The sequence below is a fragment of the Undibacterium sp. RuRC25W genome (assembly GCF_049339825.1).
In the GTDB taxonomy this organism is placed as follows: Bacteria; Pseudomonadota; Gammaproteobacteria; order Burkholderiales; family Burkholderiaceae_D; genus Undibacterium.
This window is the reverse complement of sequence record NZ_JBMPPD010000010.1, coordinates 34,755-53,364: the sequence shown is the minus strand read 5'-3', so window position 1 is coordinate 53,364 and position 18,610 is coordinate 34,755. Positions and strand designations below refer to the sequence as shown.

At 48.0% G+C, this 18,610-nt stretch carries 17 protein-coding genes; 7 read left to right on the top strand and 10 right to left on the bottom strand.

Translation table 11 applies throughout. The features are described from left to right. Positions 1–17: 17 nt before the first annotated feature. A complete protein-coding gene (locus ACO0KV_RS06720) occupies positions 18–404 on the bottom strand; it encodes a YraN family protein (RefSeq protein ID WP_423041171.1) in 387 nt (128 codons plus the stop codon). Positions 405–444: 40 nt separating this feature from the next. Here ACO0KV_RS06720 and rsmI point away from each other — a divergent pair, with 40 nt between their 5' ends. Further along, entirely contained in the window at positions 445–1,374 is a 930-nt protein-coding gene (gene rsmI / locus ACO0KV_RS06715; protein WP_423041169.1) for a 16S rRNA (cytidine(1402)-2'-O)-methyltransferase, read from the top strand. 50 nt (positions 1,375–1,424) lie between these two features. Here the strand turns inward: rsmI and ACO0KV_RS06710 are convergent, their stop codons facing one another. From ACO0KV_RS06710 to ACO0KV_RS06685, 6 genes are all read right to left on the bottom strand, one after another. Further along, positions 1,425–2,612 carry a septal ring lytic transglycosylase RlpA family protein gene (locus tag ACO0KV_RS06710; protein WP_423041167.1) on the bottom strand — a complete coding sequence of 396 codons (1,188 nt, stop codon included), beginning with the start codon at positions 2,610–2,612 and terminating at the stop codon, positions 1,425–1,427. Next, positions 2,609–3,721: a rod shape-determining protein RodA gene (gene rodA, locus ACO0KV_RS06705; protein WP_423041165.1), complete on the bottom strand. Its 1,113-nt coding sequence runs from the start codon at positions 3,719–3,721 to the stop codon at positions 2,609–2,611. Before rodA ends, ACO0KV_RS06710 begins: the two co-directional genes overlap by 4 nt. Positions 3,722–3,723: 2 nt before the next feature. Beyond that, entirely contained in the window at positions 3,724–5,685 is a 1,962-nt protein-coding gene (gene mrdA / locus ACO0KV_RS06700; RefSeq protein ID WP_423041163.1) for a penicillin-binding protein 2, read from the bottom strand. A gap of 45 nt (positions 5,686–5,730) precedes the next feature. After that, positions 5,731–6,249 (bottom strand): rod shape-determining protein MreD, encoded by a 519-nt coding sequence (mreD, locus tag ACO0KV_RS06695; protein WP_423041161.1) that lies wholly within the window; start codon positions 6,247–6,249, stop codon positions 5,731–5,733. Further along, positions 6,246–7,343 (bottom strand): rod shape-determining protein MreC, encoded by a 1,098-nt coding sequence (mreC, locus tag ACO0KV_RS06690; protein WP_423041159.1) that lies wholly within the window; start codon positions 7,341–7,343, stop codon positions 6,246–6,248. The genes mreD and mreC overlap by 4 nt, the downstream gene beginning before the upstream one ends. A 360-nt stretch (positions 7,344–7,703) precedes the next feature. Then, positions 7,704–8,747 carry a rod shape-determining protein gene (locus ACO0KV_RS06685; RefSeq protein ID WP_176801730.1) on the bottom strand — a complete coding sequence of 348 codons (1,044 nt, stop codon included), beginning with the start codon at positions 8,745–8,747 and terminating at the stop codon, positions 7,704–7,706. Positions 8,748–9,204: 457 nt separating this feature from the next. Here ACO0KV_RS06685 and gatC point away from each other — a divergent pair, with 457 nt between their 5' ends. The 6 genes from gatC (at position 9,205) to ACO0KV_RS06655 (ending at position 14,705) form a co-directional block, all read left to right on the top strand. Further along, positions 9,205–9,507 (top strand): Asp-tRNA(Asn)/Glu-tRNA(Gln) amidotransferase subunit GatC, encoded by a 303-nt coding sequence (gene gatC, locus ACO0KV_RS06680; protein ID WP_423041157.1) that lies wholly within the window; start codon positions 9,205–9,207, stop codon positions 9,505–9,507. A 17-nt stretch (positions 9,508–9,524) separates the two neighbouring features. Next, a complete protein-coding gene (gene gatA / locus ACO0KV_RS06675; protein ID WP_423041155.1) occupies positions 9,525–10,979 on the top strand; it encodes an Asp-tRNA(Asn)/Glu-tRNA(Gln) amidotransferase subunit GatA in 1,455 nt (484 codons plus the stop codon). Beyond that, on the top strand, positions 10,976–11,476 hold the full coding sequence (locus ACO0KV_RS06670; RefSeq protein ID WP_423041153.1) for a hypothetical protein: 501 nt from the start codon (positions 10,976–10,978) through the stop codon (positions 11,474–11,476). Before gatA ends, ACO0KV_RS06670 begins: the two co-directional genes overlap by 4 nt. 108 nt (positions 11,477–11,584) lie before the next feature. Beyond that, positions 11,585–13,045 carry an Asp-tRNA(Asn)/Glu-tRNA(Gln) amidotransferase subunit GatB gene (gene gatB, locus ACO0KV_RS06665; protein WP_423041151.1) on the top strand — a complete coding sequence of 487 codons (1,461 nt, stop codon included), beginning with the start codon at positions 11,585–11,587 and terminating at the stop codon, positions 13,043–13,045. Between the two features lie 50 nt (positions 13,046–13,095). Then, positions 13,096–13,761 (top strand): orotate phosphoribosyltransferase, encoded by a 666-nt coding sequence (pyrE, locus tag ACO0KV_RS06660; protein WP_423041149.1) that lies wholly within the window; start codon positions 13,096–13,098, stop codon positions 13,759–13,761. A 170-nt stretch (positions 13,762–13,931) separates the two neighbouring features. Continuing rightward, complete coding sequence (locus ACO0KV_RS06655) at positions 13,932–14,705, top strand: exodeoxyribonuclease III (protein WP_423041147.1); 774 nt, start codon at positions 13,932–13,934, stop codon at positions 14,703–14,705. Positions 14,706–14,845: 140 nt separating this feature from the next. Here ACO0KV_RS06655 and ACO0KV_RS06650 read toward each other — a convergent pair whose 3' ends face one another. Genes ACO0KV_RS06650 through ACO0KV_RS06640 form a run of 3 tightly spaced genes read right to left on the bottom strand, consistent with a single transcriptional unit; the run spans position 14,846 to position 18,342 of the window. Further along, complete coding sequence (locus tag ACO0KV_RS06650) at positions 14,846–16,315, bottom strand: sensor histidine kinase (RefSeq protein ID WP_423041145.1); 1,470 nt, start codon at positions 16,313–16,315, stop codon at positions 14,846–14,848. After that, the gene (locus ACO0KV_RS06645) at positions 16,308–17,021 is read right to left on the bottom strand and encodes a response regulator (RefSeq protein ID WP_423041143.1); all 714 of its coding nucleotides are present in this window, start codon (positions 17,019–17,021) and stop codon (positions 16,308–16,310) included. The genes ACO0KV_RS06650 and ACO0KV_RS06645 overlap by 8 nt, the downstream gene beginning before the upstream one ends. 10 nt (positions 17,022–17,031) lie before the next feature. Continuing rightward, positions 17,032–18,342, bottom strand: a complete 1,311-nt coding sequence (locus ACO0KV_RS06640) for an ABC transporter substrate-binding protein (RefSeq protein WP_423041141.1) — start codon at positions 18,340–18,342, stop codon at positions 17,032–17,034. Between the last annotated feature and the right edge of the window lie 268 nt (positions 18,343–18,610).

Genomic DNA, 18,610 nt, shown 5'->3' with positions numbered 1-18,610 from the left:
AGATTATACGATAGTGGCTAGGCAACAATAATGTTTTGTAACCAGTGAATTGTACCCGCTTCGATAGCGATTACGTCAAATCGACATGCAGGTAGTGATTTGAGTTGCATTAAATACAATTGCGCAGCATGTCGCATTTTCCGAAGTTTTGCCGGTGTAATACTGGCAATCGCACCGCCAAAGCGCATTGAGTTACGGACCCGTACTTCGACAAACACCAGCGTCTTTTTGTCGCGCATGATGAGATCAATCTCACCGCCCTTGCATAAAAAATTCCTTTGAACAAGGCGCAGTCCGGCTTGTTCGAGGTAACGCATTGCCTGTAGTTCGCCCTCGTCGCCCTGGCGACGGCGATCGGTTCTCTTGTCTTCTAGGGTACATTCTTGAACGGTTTGACGTCTCATTGTCGTACAATCTGGTTTTGATTATTTTGAATGGCTGGGTATGAGCAACACCGAATCGACACTGACGACAAGTCTGACTATGAGCCCGACTGTTATCGATGCAGTGGTACGGCAAAGTTATCCAGCCGGCACATTATATGTAGTCGCCACACCGATCGGGAACATCGCTGATATTTCCTTACGTGCTTTACACTTGCTTTCATTGGTCGACGCAATTGCCTGTGAAGATACCCGTAACACTGCGCAACTTTTGGGGCGGTATGGCATTCAGAAACCCTTAATCGCGGCACATCAGCACAATGAGCGCGAAGTCGCTGAAAAAATTCTGCAACGGTTACAAGCAGGTGAACGGATTGCCTTAGTTTCCGATGCCGGGACACCCGGTGTCTCCGATCCAGGCGCAAAAATCGTTGATGTGTTGAAGCTTGCAGGCGTCCCAGTGACACCATTACCTGGCGCTTCGGCAGCCATCAGCGCTTTGTCTGCGAGTGGATTACTGGCGGACCGTTTTTATTTTGTAGGTTTTTTACCAGCGAAGGCAGGACAGCGCGAAACCACCCTGCGCAGTCTGCTACATATCCCTGCGAGCCTGATTTTTTATGAAGCACCGCATCGCATCACTGAAACAATCAACGCCATGTTGGAGGTCTTTGGTGGTGATCACCAAGTCGTGCTTGCACGTGAAGTGAGTAAGTTATTTGAAGAAATCCACCGCTGCCCACTCAGCGCAGCACCCGCGTGGCTCGCGGCCGATGCGCATCGCGAAAAAGGCGAGTACGTCATTTTACTTGATGCAAGCCAGCAAGCGGAGGGAGACAACGATCTCGAAGCGCGACGAGTATTAACAATTTTATTGGAAGAATGCTCCGTTAAGCAGGCAGCCAATCTGGCCGCACAACTGACGGGTCTGAAAAAAAATGCGCTGTACCAACTAGCGTTAGAAATGAAGCAAGGCGAAGTAGAGGAATGAAATGAAAAGCAGGGTGAAACTCCCTGCTTCCGTACTTTACGGCGTTAGTCTCAGCGCTGTACCACAAGCGGCCGTCCAACGCCTAAGTCGCCTGCTTGCGCCAGCGCTGTCATTGCCTCAGAACGACTCTGGAATGGACCACTGACCAAACGGTACAAACTACCTTGCTGGACAATATCAAAACCAGGCAAGCGATTTTCAGCATGGCTTTTCAGGTGATTGAGGATGGACTCAGCATTAGAACGAATCGCATACGCCCCGAATTGTAAGTAATAGGCGCTACTCGCTGTCGGCTGCGCAACTGGTTGGGCAGCCGTTATTGAAGGCTTATCAGCCGTACTCTCAGGTAGTGCGACGGTGGTTTTTTCCTGCTTATCAGCAAGTCCTACTTGTTTTCCCTGCTGCGAGGCAATCAAATCATCGATACTAATCGTGTCACCGAGTGACGATGTAGATTTAGCGACTGTCGCGCTAGTTTGTACCACTTGTGGCGCGGGCACCTGTGAAACAGGCTGGTTATGAGAAGCATCGCGTGCCGCTATCGCTACGTTTGTACCAGCTTGATTTTTACGATTCTCGGCCATGCGTGCAATATCGACAGGTAATAATCGCTCTACCTCAATCTGCATACTACCCTTACCTAACAAATCCAGTTTTAATGCGCCGGTGTAGGATAAATCTATTATCCGGTTTGAATGAAATGGACCACGATCATTGATACGGACAATAATTTGTTTACCGTTAGATAAATTGGTCACTCTGGCATAGGAAGGAATCGGCAAGGTGGGATGGGCAGCTGTAATTTTGTACATATCGTACAGTTCACCGGAAGATGTTCTTTGCCCATGAAATTTTTTACCGTACCAGCTGCCGATACCGCGTTGAATGAATGGCGTGGAGTTGTCGACCAGTGGCGAATAAGTTTTCCCAAAAACAACATAAGGTTTGTTTGCTGAACGCGAAAAGTCTTCGAGAACAGGTATGGGATCCACCGTGGATTCTAAGCCTTGAGGTGGACTATCACCTGGGCCGTCATCTTTGTAGTAGCCACCTTTGCCAGATCCTGCTTTGGGCAATACCGGCGTCTGACTGGACGAGCCGGTAGTAGCGACTGGCCTGGCCGTATCAGCGATGATCATTGGCTGCTTCGGCGCTGTACCACACGCGACTAAAAAGAGTGCTGGTGCTGCCACCAAATAACACCGCTGTAATTGCTTTTTTGAAAAAGGTCTTTTCATGTCTGCACCAACTTACGATTACGTTGTACGCTCATCATGATACCCGCGGCCATACCTAAGGTGACCAACGCGGTCCCACCGTAGCTGAGAAACGGTAAAGGAACACCAACAACTGGCAAAATACCGCTCACCATACCCATATTCACGAACGCATAGGTAAAGAATATCATGGTCACTGAACCAGCCATCAAACGCGCAAATAGCGTCGGGGCATTAGCAGCGATCATCAAGCAACGTAGTATCAATAAAAAATACAAACTAACCAATACCAGATTACCAATAAAACCAAATTCTTCAGAAAAGACAGCAAAAATAAAATCGGTAGTCCGTTCGGGAATAAACTCCAGATGCGCCTGCGTTCCCTTCAACCAACCTTTGCCATGTAAGCCACCGGAACCCACAGCAATTGTCGACTGAATAATGTGAAATCCTTTACCCAATGGATCACGGGTCGGGTCAAGCATCGTGAGTACACGGTCCCGTTGATAGTCATGCAACAGGTAGGGCCACACGACCGTCGGCGTCACAACAGCAACAAACGTGATGAGCGAAATCAAAATTTTCCATGACAAACCTGCCAGAAAAATAACCGCAAACCCTGCTGCAACAACCAACAGCGCCGTTCCCAAATCCGGTTGTTTGGCGATTAATCCCGTGGGTATCAATAAAATAACCGTCGCAACGATAAAGTCTTTTAAACGTAGCGCACCTTCACGCTTCTGAAAATACCAGGCCAGCATCAACGGCGTGGCAATTTTCATGATCTCGGAGGGCTGGATGGGCGTACCTACATTGAGCCAGCGACGTGCCCCTTTCTTCACCATCCCAAAGGCAGCCACGGCTAACAGCAACGCCACCCCAAAGCTATAAATCGGGATTGCGAATCGCATTAAGGTTTGCGGTGGAATATTGGCAAATACCCACATGATGACAAACGACACCAGAATATTACGCAACTGGTCTTCAACCCGCCCCGGAAAATCAATGCCAGCCGAGTACAACGTGACGATACCAATCGACATAATCAGGAACAATAAAATGGCCAATGGGGCATCAAACACCATAATATGCGATCGCATGGATTGCCAGTTAAAGCGTGAGTGTTGCATGATCAATCCCTTATCTCTTGCGCTGCTGGATCCGTCGCTCCATCGGTCTGCGTCGACGACGTTGCTGCCGCATCGCTTTTCACGGTCGGCGCTTTATCTTTGTCTGATGGGCGCTTGCCAAGCAAATAATAATCCAATGCTTTACGAGCAATCGGTGCCGCTGACTCTGCACCAAACCCACCATTTTCTACCACCATCGCCAACGCAATACGCGGTTTATCGGCTGGGGCAAATGCAATATACAAGGCATTATCACGCTGCCGCTCAGCCGTATTCTTGGCATTGTATTTTTCACCTTTTTTGATCCCAATCACTTGTGCCGTCCCCGTTTTACCACCAGAGATATATTCAGCATCATGGAATTTGGCGAAGCCAGTGCCGCCCGCAACGGTCGTCACACCAACCATGGCATTTTTAATAAAGTCGATATTTTCTTGCTTGAGCGGAATACGGTAACTCTCTTTTGGCACAGTCAGTACCTTTTGCCGTGTCTTCGGATCTTCGGTCATCTTCACCAGATGCGGCTTCATGACAACGCCGTTATTGGCCAGCGTTGCAATGGCGTGGGCCATCTGCAGCGGGGTAAAACTGTTGTAGCCCTGACCAATACCTAGAGAGATCGTTTCACCGGCATACCATTTTTGCTGAACGGCTTTTTTGTAGGCAGTACGCTTCCATTCAGTGGATGGTAACAAACCAACCTTTTCATGTTCCAGATCGATACCGGTCTTTTGTCCAAAGCCAAATGGTTTCATAAAGTCGTGGATCGTATCCACACCAAGGTCGTTCGCTAGCAAGTAATAGTAGGTATCGCATGAGACAACGATGGAGCGGAACATATCGACCACGCCATGCCCACCAGGTTTATCATCATTGAAACGATGACCGCCAAACATGAAAAAGCCGGTATCGGCGACGGCTTGTGAAGTGGTACGTTTGCCTAGTTCCAGCGCTGCCAATGCCATATAGGGTTTATAGGTAGAACCAGGTGGATAGGTACCGGATAGGGGACGATTTAATAATGGTCGGTCCTCAGACGTATTTAACTCCGTCCAGCTTTGCTGATCAATACCTTCAACAAACAAGTTTGGGTCATATGTCGGTTTGGAGACAAACGCCAGGACATCGCCGGTTTCTGGCTCAATCGCCACGAGAGCGCCACGACGATCACCAAAAGCTTCTTCAATCACTTTCTGCAGTTCAATATCCACAGACAAAATCAGATTTTGACCTGGGGTCGGTGGCGTTCGTGACAAGGTACGAACAGCGCGACCATTGGCAGAGACTTCTACACGTTCAAACCCTGTGGTGCCGTGTAAGGCGGTTTCGTAACTTTTCTCCAGACCTTCTTTACCGATGTAATCGGTACCGTTGTAATTGGCACTGTCTTCCATATCGTCAATGATATCGGCGTCTTTAGGACTAATACGACCAATATAACCAATCACATGCGAAGCGCTGTCACCCTGCGGATACTGCCGGAACAAGCGCGCCTGAATATCGACACCCGGAAATCGGTAACGCTGTGCCGTAAAGCGGGCGACTTCATCATCAGTCAGACGAGTACGGATGGGCAGACTTTCAAAATTTTTTGATTCTTCTAATAATTTACGAAAACGCTTGCGGTGTTTGGGTTGGATGTCGACTAAGGCTGAGAGGTCATCGATCAGTTGATCCATATCCTCCGTAATCTTAGAAGGTGTAATTTCTAAGGTGTACGCAGAGTAATTCTGGGCCAGAATCACGCCGTTCCGATCCATGATTAAGCCACGGTTCGGCACTACTGGGACGATATCGATACGGTTTTCATCGGCGAGTAAAACGTAGTCGTCATGCTTTACGATCTGCAACCACACAAAACGTGAGATCAATGCAGCAAAGCAGGCGAACACGAATATGCCGATAAATATCAGACGCAGACGGAAAAAATAGAGTTCGCGTTCCGTGTTCTTTAGTTCATTCATGATATTAAGTTAGCGTACAGCAACTACAGTAAATAAGCGTGCAAATTAGATCGGACGGGTATCATCTTTATTAATCGCACGTCGTTGCGGCGCCAGTAATATCAACGTTGCTATTGGCCATAATGCGGTAGTGACGATACTCTCAGAAAAATACAACAACCCTGGAAAATGCGCATCAGGCGCAACAATCAGGCGTACCGCAATTTGCAGACACTGGACGAAAAGAAACAACGGGAATACATGTAAAGACTGTGTCAATGGATGAAACCACAATACACGTCGGTGGATTGTGATCGCAAAGTACGTCAGCAATGTATAAGCAAGCGCATTTTCACCAAGATGGATAGCATCATGGACATCCATCAACAAACCCATGGTGAACGCAACGCCAATCCCCACTTTACGCGGCTGATGAATACTCCAGAACACTAAGACCAATGCCACAAAATCAGGGACTGCGATAAATCCGCCCCACGGTAAAAAATTAAGTAAAAATGCGAGCGCCAGACTAAATATGATAAAAACAGAATTAACTGGCAACAAGATGTAATGCGGTTGCGTCATTTTCCTGCTTCCTTATTGACTGGTTTGGTCGCTTCAACTTTGGCAGCATCCACTTTAGGCACATCGACTTTTACTGGCGCTGCTTTTCCGACCTGTCCTCTGGCTGCATCTAACGTCGCCGCTTCTTTGCTCGCCGTCTGCGCTAAAGATGGCTGATCAACTGGCTTGGTGTCACTCGGCGGCGGCGTGGTATCACGCGTCACTTTACGATTAATTTTTTCTTTTTTTGCTCTGACATCTTCTGTGTCAGGACGCGGTAAGTTATTTGTAGATACCTGTAAGATCAATAGTTGTTTGTTGCGATCAATACCTGCCGTTGGTACACACAAAATATTTTCCAGGGTCGTGACTGCTTTACTTTCTACCTGGACTACTTTTGCCACCGAGAGACCCGGTGGATAAATACCATCAATACCCGAGGTCACTAACTGATCGCCGCTCTGAATATCAGCATTTGAGGTCAGGCGCATATCCAGATACGCTGATTCTCCGCGTCCGTAAGCGACACTGCGCAGGCCGTTACGCAAAATCTGAACCGGAATCGCCTGATTTTTATCCGTCAGTAATGTCACTTCTGCTGTCAATGGAAAAACCCGGGTCACCTGCCCAACGACACCCAAATCATCAATCACAGGCTGCCCCAAACCAACACCATCCTTGATACCACGGTCGACAATCACTTTGCGGGTCGAGGGATCACGCGCATCGTAGATGATCTCCGCAAGCACCGATTTCACTGGCAGACGTTCACGGGCATCGAGTAATTGACGTAAATGATTATTTTCAGACTGCAACTGTGCCGTTTGCTGTAACACGTCGGCATTGGCAGTGCGCTGACGTTTGAGGCTGGCATTCTCTTTATCCAGTTCATTCATGGAAACGAAATAATGCGACAGGTTACCCACAGTCAGGCTCGGAATAGCGGCAACCATTTGTACCGGATAGAGGACGGTACCGATGACCTGCCGGACGAGCGTCAATGATTTCAGACGAGAGTCAACAACCAGCAAAAAAATTGCCAGGATCGTGAAAAAAATCGCTCTGGCACGGGCGGATGCGCCTTGCTTAAAGAGGGGTGGCGGACTGTAATCCATACTATATCAATCATCAGAAACAGGTTTGCCTATCCGCATCGCAATGCCATTACTGGCTGCGCGCGTTCAAAAAGCAAAAAGCCGACAGATTAGCGGCCGGCTCTGCAACAATTTTTACGTGACTATCAGAGTAAGACCAGCGGACATCAGCAATCACCTTATTCCACAAGCCCTTAGCCCCTGACAGCACGCGCTTCTCAATATAACCAGACTAGCAAAAAAGATCCCAGTAGAGATCATTCAGTGGCCTGCGTTGTTCATCACAGAAAACCAAACGTCAATAGGGCTTAGTTAAACAGTCGTATATCAGTCTATCGATCAAAAATTGAAAATATCAATTTACTATGATCTCTAGCCCTATTACTCGTAAGAGAAGATAGAACCCAGTTTATCCATACGCTCCAACGCCATACCGGAGCCTCGAACCACGCAAGTCAATGGATCTTCAGCCACAATCACTGGCAAACCAGTTTCTTCCATCAGCAAACGATCCAGATCGCGCAGCAACGCACCGCCGCCGGTCAGCATCATGCCTTTTTCAGCAATATCGGCACCCAGTTCTGGTGGCGTTTGTTCTAACGCGTTTTTCACTGCGGAAACGATGTTGTTCAGTGGATCAGTCAGTGCTTCCAGAATTTCGTTACTGGAAATTGTGAAGGAACGTGGGATACCTTCGGACAAGTTGCGTCCTTTGACTTCCATTTCTTTCACTTCTGAGCCTGGAAACGCAGAACCGATCGCTTTTTTGATCGCTTCAGCTGTTTGTTCGCCGATCAGCATGCCGTAGTTACGACGGATGTAGTTCACGATCGCTTCATCAAACTTGTCGCCACCAACACGGACCGAGCCCTTGTACACCATACCGCCCAGCGAAATGATACCAACTTCAGTTGTACCACCACCGATATCCACGACCATGGAACCTGTCGCGTCAGACACTGGCAAGCCAGCACCAATTGCAGCAGCCATTGGCTCTTCGATCAGGTAAACCTGAGAAGCGCCGGCACCCAGTGCAGATTCACGAATCGCGCGACGCTCAACCTGGGTTGAACCGCAAGGAACGCAAATGATGATACGTGGGGATGGTTTGAAGAATTTTGTGTCGTGCACCATACGGATAAACTGCTTGAGCATTTGCTCAGTAACCGTAAAGTCAGCAATCACGCCGTCTTTCATTGGACGAATCGCTTCGATATTGCCTGGCACTTTGCCCAGCATCTGTTTTGCTTCTTTACCAACGGCCTGAATCGTCTTTTTACCGTTTGGACCGCCTTCTTGCCGGATCGCTACTACCGACGGCTCGTCCAGAACGATGCCCTGACTACGGACATAAATCAATGTATTAGCGGTACCAAGGTCGATCGCCAGATCGTTTGAGAAATAACTGCGTAAGAAACCAAACATGTATTGTCCTGTATTTAACGATTGTTGCGTGCAGCTTCCTATGTAGTTGCCTCTATAGCTTCCCACATAGCTCCCTTCATCGACGATGAAGTTAGCTGCACCACGAAATTTTTACCCTGTCTGTGCGGTGTAAGACGCTTTGCTAAACCACGGATGACGCTAAGTTAAGGGATTTAGTAAGCCATTAGGGCATTAACCCGCCATTCTACCTTATAATCTTCTTAAATTTACTCGATACCAACACCTAAAATATCGTATCGGGATTTATAAAAAGTTACATGGAATTAACACAAAATTATGACATTAAGTCATCAGATGTGCATTTCGGGTCATTTGTTGCACTGACACCTCTCGTCAACAAGAAGTTCACCGGATAGCGGCGCTATTTTGTAACAATTCCAATACTCTTTTTTGACACTCTTTTGGACTATTTTTGCGCTTTAAGCGCCCATAAATCATGTCACTGACCATCAACGATGTAACGCGTATTGCCAATTTGGCAAAACTAAATATTTCCGCCTCTGAAGCGGACTCCACGCTCGACAAGCTCAATGGGATTTTTTCTCTGGCTGAACAGCTCAAAGCGGTCGACACTACTGGCGTTGCGCCATTGAGCCACCCTATTGCTGCTTTGTTGCCAGAACTGGCGCTGCGTCTGCGTGAAGACGTTGTCACTGAGAGCAATCACCGTGATGAGTACCAACAATGCGCACCAGCCACACAAGATGGTCTGTATCTCGTACCAAAGGTCATTGAATAAGATTTCCGGAATAAAACATGCATACTAAAACCCTTGCCCAATTATCTGCACTGCTCCATAGCAAACAGATTTCTGCGACGGAACTCGCACAACATTTCTTAGACCGGATTGCGGCCAGCGACCTCAACGCATTTTTGCACGTTGATCCTGCGTTCACCTTACAGCAAGCCGCTGCCGCAGATGCCTTACTGGCCAGTGGCAATGCCACGGCTTTAACTGGTATTCCGATTGCGCATAAAGATATTTTTGTGACCCGTCATCTGCGCTCTACCGCCGGTTCGCACATGCTAGAAAACTACGTCAGTCCGTTCGATGCAACTGTCGTTGAAAAACTCGCACAAGCGGGGATGGTAACGTTGGGAAAACTCAATTGCGACGAGTTTGCAATGGGCTCTGCCAATGAAAATTCTTATTTCGGCCCCGTTAAAAACCCATGGGACAAAACAGCCGTACCAGGCGGCTCTTCCGGCGGCTCGGCAGCAGCGATTGCAGCGCGCCTGACACCAGCAACGACAGGTACTGATACGGGCGGCTCCATCCGTCAACCCGCTGCGTTTTGCGGCGTAACAGGCATCAAGCCAACTTACGGTAGCGTGTCTCGCTACGGCATGATCGCTTTTGCTTCGTCACTGGACCAAGGCGGCCCGATTGCCCAGACAGCCGAAGACTGCGGCATGTTACTCAATGCCATCGTCGGCTTTGATGAAAAAGACTCTACCTCGGTTGAACGTAAAGCCGAGGACTTTAACCGGAATCTGAACAAATCATTGCAAGGCTTGCGTATCGGCGTACCAAAAGAATTTTTCAGCGAAGGCTTGGCACCGGACGTCGAACAAGCTGTTCGTGCGGCATTGGATGAATACGTCAAACTCGGTGCGACATTGGTTGATATTTCATTGCCAAAAACAGCCTTGTCGATTCCGGTTTACTACGTTATCGCACCAGCAGAAGCATCGTCCAATCTGAGTCGCTTTGATGGTGTCCGGTATGGTCACCGTGCGGCAGATTATAAAGATCTGAACGACATGTATCGTCAGTCACGTACTGAAGGTTTTGGCGACGAAGTCAAGCGCCGTATTCTGGTCGGTGCTTACGTGTTATCGCATGGTTACTACGATGCCTACTACCTACAAGCACAAAAAATCCGCCGTCTGATCGCGCAGGATTTTGCTGCTGCCTTCCAACAATGTGATGTGATCATGGGCCCTGTCGCTCCTACCGTTGCGTGGGATCTGGGTGCGCAATCTGACGATCCAGTAGCAAACTACCTGGCAGATATTTTTACTCTTTCCACTAGTCTCGCAGGCTTACCGGGGATGTCGATTCCATGTGGTTTTGGTCAAGGTGAAAAGAATGGAAAACGTCCAGTCGGCTTGCAATTGATCGGAAATTATTTTGATGAAGCACGGCTACTCAACGTCGCGCATCAATACCAGCAAGCCACTGATTGGCACCAACGCTCACCGGTATGAAAATGGTCCGCTTCCTGCCCACATTTCTGGTCGCCCTGCTGTTAAGTAGCGCGAGTTTCGTGGCACTGGCTCAAGAGCCAGCGCTCGATCTGCATTTACAGTGCACACAGACTAAGCAAGAAGGTGGGAAAGGTGAACGCTTGATTTATACCGACCAGGCACACATACAACTTCGAGGAAACCAGATTGACAATTTTCAGTGGGAATCTTCGCTGCTCCGTAGTGATCATGGTCACGAATGCAGTATTGATAAAGATGATCAGTTACAAGCAGAAGTGACCGACAAAGGTTGGCGTATCACCCTCAAAGATGCCGTGGCTGCCCGCAATGAGCGGGGCTACGATTTTGATCGTGGCTACCAATGCAGCATTCGTGTTGAACGCGAAGGTGGTACGGTTCACCTCAGGCCAACCTGTCCGGCGCTGTGTGGATCAAGAATGAATTTTACCGAACTGAAAGTCGACGTCAGTAATGGCAAATGCCAGTACGAAGAATAACGCGGCAGTGGTTCGTCTGAATCAGAGAAAACAGCAACATACGATTTAATACAATTGACCGGGACGTATCTCAGATTGTCCCAGCAAGATGAAAGAAAAGGAACTGCTATGCAATGGGAAGTAGTTATCGGTTTTGAGACACACGTCCAACTTAGAACCAATTCAAAGATTTTTAGTGGTTCATCCATTCAGTTTGGTGCAGAACCAAATACACAAGCTAGCCCAGTGGATCTGGCCTTGCCCGGCGTGTTGCCAGTGATGAATAAAGCAGCAGTAGAAAAAGCGATTCAGTTCGGCCTGGCGGTCGGTGCAACGATTGCACCTGAGTCGATCTTCGCGCGTAAAAACTATTTTTATCCAGATCTGCCAAAAGGCTACCAGATCAGTCAGTTTGAAATCCCTGTCGTGCAAGGTGGTTACGTTGCCTGCGTGGTTGAAAAAGATGGCAAATCCGAAGTCAAAAACATCCAGCTGACCCGCGCGCATCTGGAAGAAGACGCGGGCAAATCGCTGCACGAAGACTATCAAGGCATGACCGGTATTGATCTTAACCGCGCTGGCACACCTTTGTTGGAGATCGTGACTGAACCTGTCATGCGCAGTGCTGCGGAAGCGGTTGCGTATGCGAAAGCCTTACACTCGTTAGTCATGTGGCTCGATATTTGTGACGGCAATATGCAAGAAGGTTCTTTCCGTTGCGACGCCAACGTTTCCGTGCGTCCGGTCGGCCAAAAAGAATTCGGCACCCGCGCTGAGATCAAGAATCTGAACTCGTTCCGCTTTTTAGAAGAAGCAATCAATCACGAAGTACGTCGTCAAATCGAACTGATCGAAGATGGCGGTACCGTGGTACAAGAGACGCGTCTGTATGATCCCGACAAAAAAGAAACGCGCTCCATGCGCAGTAAAGAAGATTCGCAGGATTACCGCTACTTCCCAGACCCAGATTTGCCACCATTAAAAGTCAGCGCAGAATGGGTAGAAAAAGTACGCAGCACGATGCCTGAATTGCCAGGCGCAATGCGTAGCCGCTTTGTAGAACAATTTGGCCTGCCAGAATACGATGCAACGATTCTGACACAATCCAAAGGCGTTGCTAACTATTTTGAAGCCGTGGTCAACGCTGCTGGTATTGCGCAAGCGAAACCTGCCGCCAACATGATGATGGGTGACGTGGCATCGACAATCAATCGCGAAGGCATCGACATCAGCGCCATCCCTGTTTCTGCTACGCAGTTAGCAGTCTTGCTGCAACGTATTGCCGACGGCACGATCTCCAACAAGATCGCCAAAGAAGTATTTGCTGGCATGTGGCAAGCGCCATCCGCCGATGTCAATCTGGCAGATCACGTCATTGAGTCAAAAGGTCTGAAACAAATTTCTGACGTTGGCGCGCTCGAAAAAATTATCGATGAAGTCATGGCAGCAAATCAGCAATCGGTTGACGAATACCGCGCCGGCAAAGAAAAAGCCTTTAACTCGTTGGTGGGACAAGCCATGAAAGCAACCAAAGGCAAAGGCAATCCTGCGCAGGTCAACGAACTACTCAAAAAGAAATTAGCAGGCTGATTGAATAACGATGTCGGCAGGACCGACATCGCAGTGAAAGAAAAAACATCATGAGCAATTTACGACAAGAATTTATCGAGTTTTCCGTTAAAGCTGGCGTCATCCGCTTTGGCGATTTTGTGACAAAAGCAGGTCGCAACTCACCTTACTTTTTTAATGCTGGTCTCTTTAATGACGGCGCGAATCTGGGCAAACTCGCTGCATTCTATGCAGACACCCTGATCAATTCCGGCGTTGAATTTGACATGCTGTTTGGCCCAGCCTACAAAGGAATTACCTTGGCATCGGCCACCGCAGTTGCGCTGGCAGCACGTGGCCGCAATGTCCCTTTTGCGTATAACCGCAAAGAAGCTAAAGACCACGGCGAAGGCGGCACCATCGTTGGTGCTGAGCTAAAGGGTAAAGTTGTGATCATCGACGATGTGATCTCTGCAGGTACGTCCGTGCGTGAATCCGTCGAAATGATCCGCGCAGCAGGTGCAACACCCTGTGCCGTACTGATCGCGTTGGACCGGATGGAACGTTCTGGCAAAGATGACGCCTTGTCTGCCCATTCAGCAGTACAAGAAGTCAGCAATGCATACAACATGCCTGTGGTATCGATTGGTAACCTGAACGATTTATTTGAATACCTATCCGCCGCTGGTGCCGACGCGCAATTGACGCAATACAAAGCGGCTGTAGCTGCGTATCGCGATAAGTACGGCGCGGTATAAGGTTTAATGTAAGTTTGTAGTTAAGTTGACGGTCACGTTGCGAATGCGTTTCCGTTCAACACTATTTTAAAAACAAACTCAGCACCTAATTCAAAAAGAAACTGACTGAACAATCACTTCATGTCAGTTTTTTTTGTCTCTGTTGATGAGAAGATTTTCTGGGATTTGCTATGACAAAAATCATTTCTGCCAATCTGAATGGCATCCGCTCTGCGGCAAAAAAAGGCTTTTTTGAATGGATGGAAAAAGAAGATCCTGACTTCGTCTGTGTTCAGGAACTCAAGGCACAAGTCGATGACATGACCGCCGATTTCTTAAACCCCCATGGCTACCACGGTCATTTTCATTACGCCGAGAAGAAAGGCTATTCTGGCACTGGCGTATATAGCAAACAAAAGCCAGATGCCGTCCATATCGGCTTTGGCAGCGGAGAATTTGACGCAGAAGGTCGTTATGTCCGTTGTGATTTTGGCGATCTGTCGGTTATCTCCGTGTACTGCCCATCGGGTTCTTCTTCACCTGAGCGACAAGAAGCTAAATTCCGTTTTATGGATGAATTTTTCCCGCATTTGGCTGATCTCATCGCTGAAGGAAGAGAACTGGTGATTTGTGGTGACTGGAACATCGCCCACAAAGAAATCGATTTAAAAAATTGGAAAAGCAACCAGAAAAATTCTGGCTTTTTACCTGAAGAACGTGCGTGGCTGACCCGCTTATTTGATGAACAAGGCTGGGTCGACGTCTATCGCCGACTGCACCCTGATACCACCGCAGAAGCCTACACGTGGTGGAGTAACCGCGGACAAGCCTGGGCAAATAATGTTGGATGGCGGATCGACTACCATGTCGCGACACCTGGCATCAGCGCCAAAGCAACTTCAGCGTCGATCTATAAAGAGCAACGGTTCTCTGATCATTCACCATTGATTATCAACTATGCATAGTCACATAGCGTTATCTATCCCATCGCTTATGTAAGACTTCTTAGTATGAGGGGGGACTGCGCAGGCTATACCGTGTGAGCGCTGTTTCTGGTCGTTTCAACGATGGTTGAGACGACCTTCATCACCCATGACGACCAATGTCATGATCGTTTAGGTAACAGAATACACGCCAGCAAGCCTCCACCAACAGCATTACTCAATAGCAATTCGCCGCCATGTGCATGCACAATATCTCGCGCAATACTCAGCCCCAGCCCTAAGCCCGTCTGGTTTTGCTGACGGCCATGATCAAGCCGTACATAGGGATCAAACAGACGTGCAAGCGCTTCCTCAGGAACACCTGGTCCGTGATCACGAATCTGTATCTCAATCGCGGTATCCGATTCCAAGGCACAGATTTCGACTTGTTTGCCGTAGTGAATCGCATTATTGAGCAAATTTCCAATCGCCCGTTTTAGGGCAAGTGGTTTAGCAGAGACAGTGAGGCCACACTCTTGAAATAAAATCTGATGACCAGCCAAACCGACTCCACGCACCATGCGGCCAATTAACGGGTCTAAACGGATCTGGGTTGGATTTTCATAAATATCACTATCCTTGACGCATTGTAGCGCCCCTTTGACCATCATATCTAGCTCATCAAGATCATCGTGGAACTCGCTTCTGACATCATCATCGTCCAATAACTCAGCACGTAGCTTCAAGCGCATGATCGGTGTTCTTAAATCATGTGAAATAGAGACAAACAACCGTTCGCGGTCTTCAATGTAGCGGGCAATACGTTCACGCATGGCACTAAAGGCGCGTGCAGTGTTAATAAATTCACGGCTACCCGTTTCAGGAAGCTCAGGGGCGCTCTCACCATTACCAAATGCCGAGGCCGCATCAGAAAGCGCCGCCAATGGTCGAGTGATCCAACTCACAACCAAAATTGATAACAATAAAACCGCCGCCAAGGATAGCGCCTGTAATACAACCCGATCACCAGATAAGGGATCATTGCTGTCTAAAAAATAGGGATTTGGCATCAGCGTAGCCAGATATAGCCAGTGATCAGGCTCCATCTCTATTTGCAATACCAGTATCGGTGCCGGATTGGGTTTAGTCACCAAAATATGCTGCACCCAACGATCAGGGACATCGCCAATACCCGCGCCATCTTCCGATAATACCAAGTCAGCAGGCCAAGTGAAATTGATCTGCGTTTTAGAAATGTTAGGTAGTACCTTTTTTAATGCAGCACCAAACTTTTCTTTGGCAAGCGCCGTCAACGCTTCTTCTGGAATATCTTTAATTTTAATGGGTGTGCTATTTAAATTAACGTAAAAACGCGTCCCACCCATTTCACGAAATTGCTGAATGATTAAAGGCCGGAAATTTGGCGGTGGACTCATAAAAAATCGGATCGTCGACGCAGCACTTTGCGCTAAGTGCTGTGACGATTCAGTCACTTCGATCTGCGATTCCTTGCGCATCTGCGCCGCCCAGAATGCATTACCGACAAACTGTGTCAGCATCACCCCCGCAACCATGACGATCGACAATCGCCCAAGCAACGACGAAGGCAATATTCTTTGCAACCAAGGACGTGGACGAGGCTGATCAGGCATTGGACACACTGACATCCACTGAAAACACATAACCTGCACCACGCACCGTTTTGATAATAAACGGCTGTTTGGCGTCATCGTTGAGACGCAGACGCAAGCGGCTAATCTGCACATCCAGCGAACGATCTAAGGGGCCCGAATCACGGCCGCGCGTTTCTTCGCACAAGATACCGCGATCCAAAATATCGCCAGGATGTTCGACAAAGTATTTCAACAACTGAAAATCAAGCCCTGTCAGTGGTACGATTTCCGATTCTGCATTTACGACAGTGCGCTCGAGTGCATCAAGGGTGAAACCATTAAAACGATAATAGCGTGGTGGGCCGTTGCTTTCCGACCCCATGCGACGATGAATTGCCTTGATACGCGCTAACAGTTCACGGGGGCTATACGGTTTGCCAATGTAGTCATCAGCACCGAGTTCCAGTCCGACCACACGATCAGTTTCATCCGAACTAGCGGTGAGCATAATGATCGGAATATTCGAGCGTTGGCGAACAATCTTACATAGCGCGAAACCATCGGTATCTGGCAACATGACATCAAGGATAACCATCGACAACTCATCAACATAGCGTTGAAATTCGGACAAAAATGACTCACCGTTATGGGCGAGTCTGACCTCGTACTGATTTTTTTCGAGATACGCTTTTAATAGAGTTCGGGTTTTTTGATCGTCATCGACGATAAGTATCTTGCGGGTCATAACCGAGGGTTCATTTAGGTAAAGTACGTGAAATTGCTGCCAGCCGTTTTTGTGTCTCACTGACAGTGATACGGTCATCAACAAAAAAACGGATGACTTCGGCAATAATGGCTTCTTTTGAAATTTCGTCGGTGGCCATCCGGTGTGAGAAACTTGGTACCTGATTTTCTACACCACGAGAAAAACTTTTCCAGGACGCTTGCGCGCAACTGTCCATTTTGCTCAGATCAGGATTGCGCAAGACAGGGATGGATCCTTTAAGCTGATTGTATTCCGACTGCACCGCAGGTTGTAGTGCGACTTGGGCTATTTTGTCTTGAGCAAGGTGGGTAGTATTGCCTTTTTTGATCATGACCAGCGTATCGATATCGTATAAATGATAGTTACCGGTGTTAGGGACTACCGTGCAAGAAAACCCATTGTCCGTCGCTAAACCCAACGAGTTCAGCTCACCTTTTGCCCAATCGCCCATTACCAGCATCGCAGCATCGCCATCAGCGAGCAATTTAGTCGTGGCAAACCAGGTGCGTTCCGTCAAGGGAACAGGCATATATTGTTTTAACTTACGTAAGCGACTCAAGGCACGTCCAAAGCGCGGGTCAATAAATGCCTGCGATTTTTTACTCACGAATGCATCACGATAAAAATTAGCATCGGACTCAGACAACACCAACGTCTCAAATAACGTCGCTAATTGCCAGGGTTCTGAGCTTTGCGCCAGTGGGATGATGCCAAGTTGCTGCAGTTTTTTGGCAGTGATCTCAAATTCGTCCCAGTTAGTTGGTACGGTCAGATCGTATTTAGCAAAAAGCTTGCGATTGTAAAAAAGCGTATTAATCCGGTGTATTCCAAGCGGTAGTGCGACAGGATGACCGTTTGGCTGTATGAGGTGCCAGACGGTTGGCTGTAGCAATTTTTCCCATCGCGCAGCGGTGGCAGCGGTATCCATTTCCTGAAGTAAACCGAGTTGCGCCCATTCCGCAATCATCACTCCGTTCAGTTGAGCAACTTCCGGCGCATCACCTGCCAGCATGCGGCTTTTGAGAACAATACCCGCCCCTATCCCTGACCCACTAGGAATCACAGCATTTTTCCATACGATATTTTCTTGTGCCAGACGCCCCGACAACACTGCAATGGCTTTCTCTTCGCTAGTAGATGTCCACCAATGAAGCACTTGCACGGTCTGGGCATGCGCATTTGCTAAAAACAGCAAAAAGACGATTAAAAATAACACTGACTTCAGGATGTCAGACTTTTTTTTAGGCGTCGATTTGCTGGCAAATTCTGCATAGGGCAATAATTTTTTTTCTATTTGCACCTTGAGGGATCCTTCTTTGTCTCGGAGAACACTATAGCCGAAGTGACTACCAAAGTGGTGCCGCGTCCGTAATGAAGACTAGGTATTTGTAAAGAAACGTAAGTTTTTATGAAATTTTATGATTGTCTTTATTTATATTCATTTTCACGCTTGTGACTATGAGATCCGATTTCTTAACGTTGATCTACGACTTACTTTGTAAAGAAACGTAAGGCATTTTCGTCATATCGAAAATAGCAATTCCTTATAAATCAATACCTTAACAACA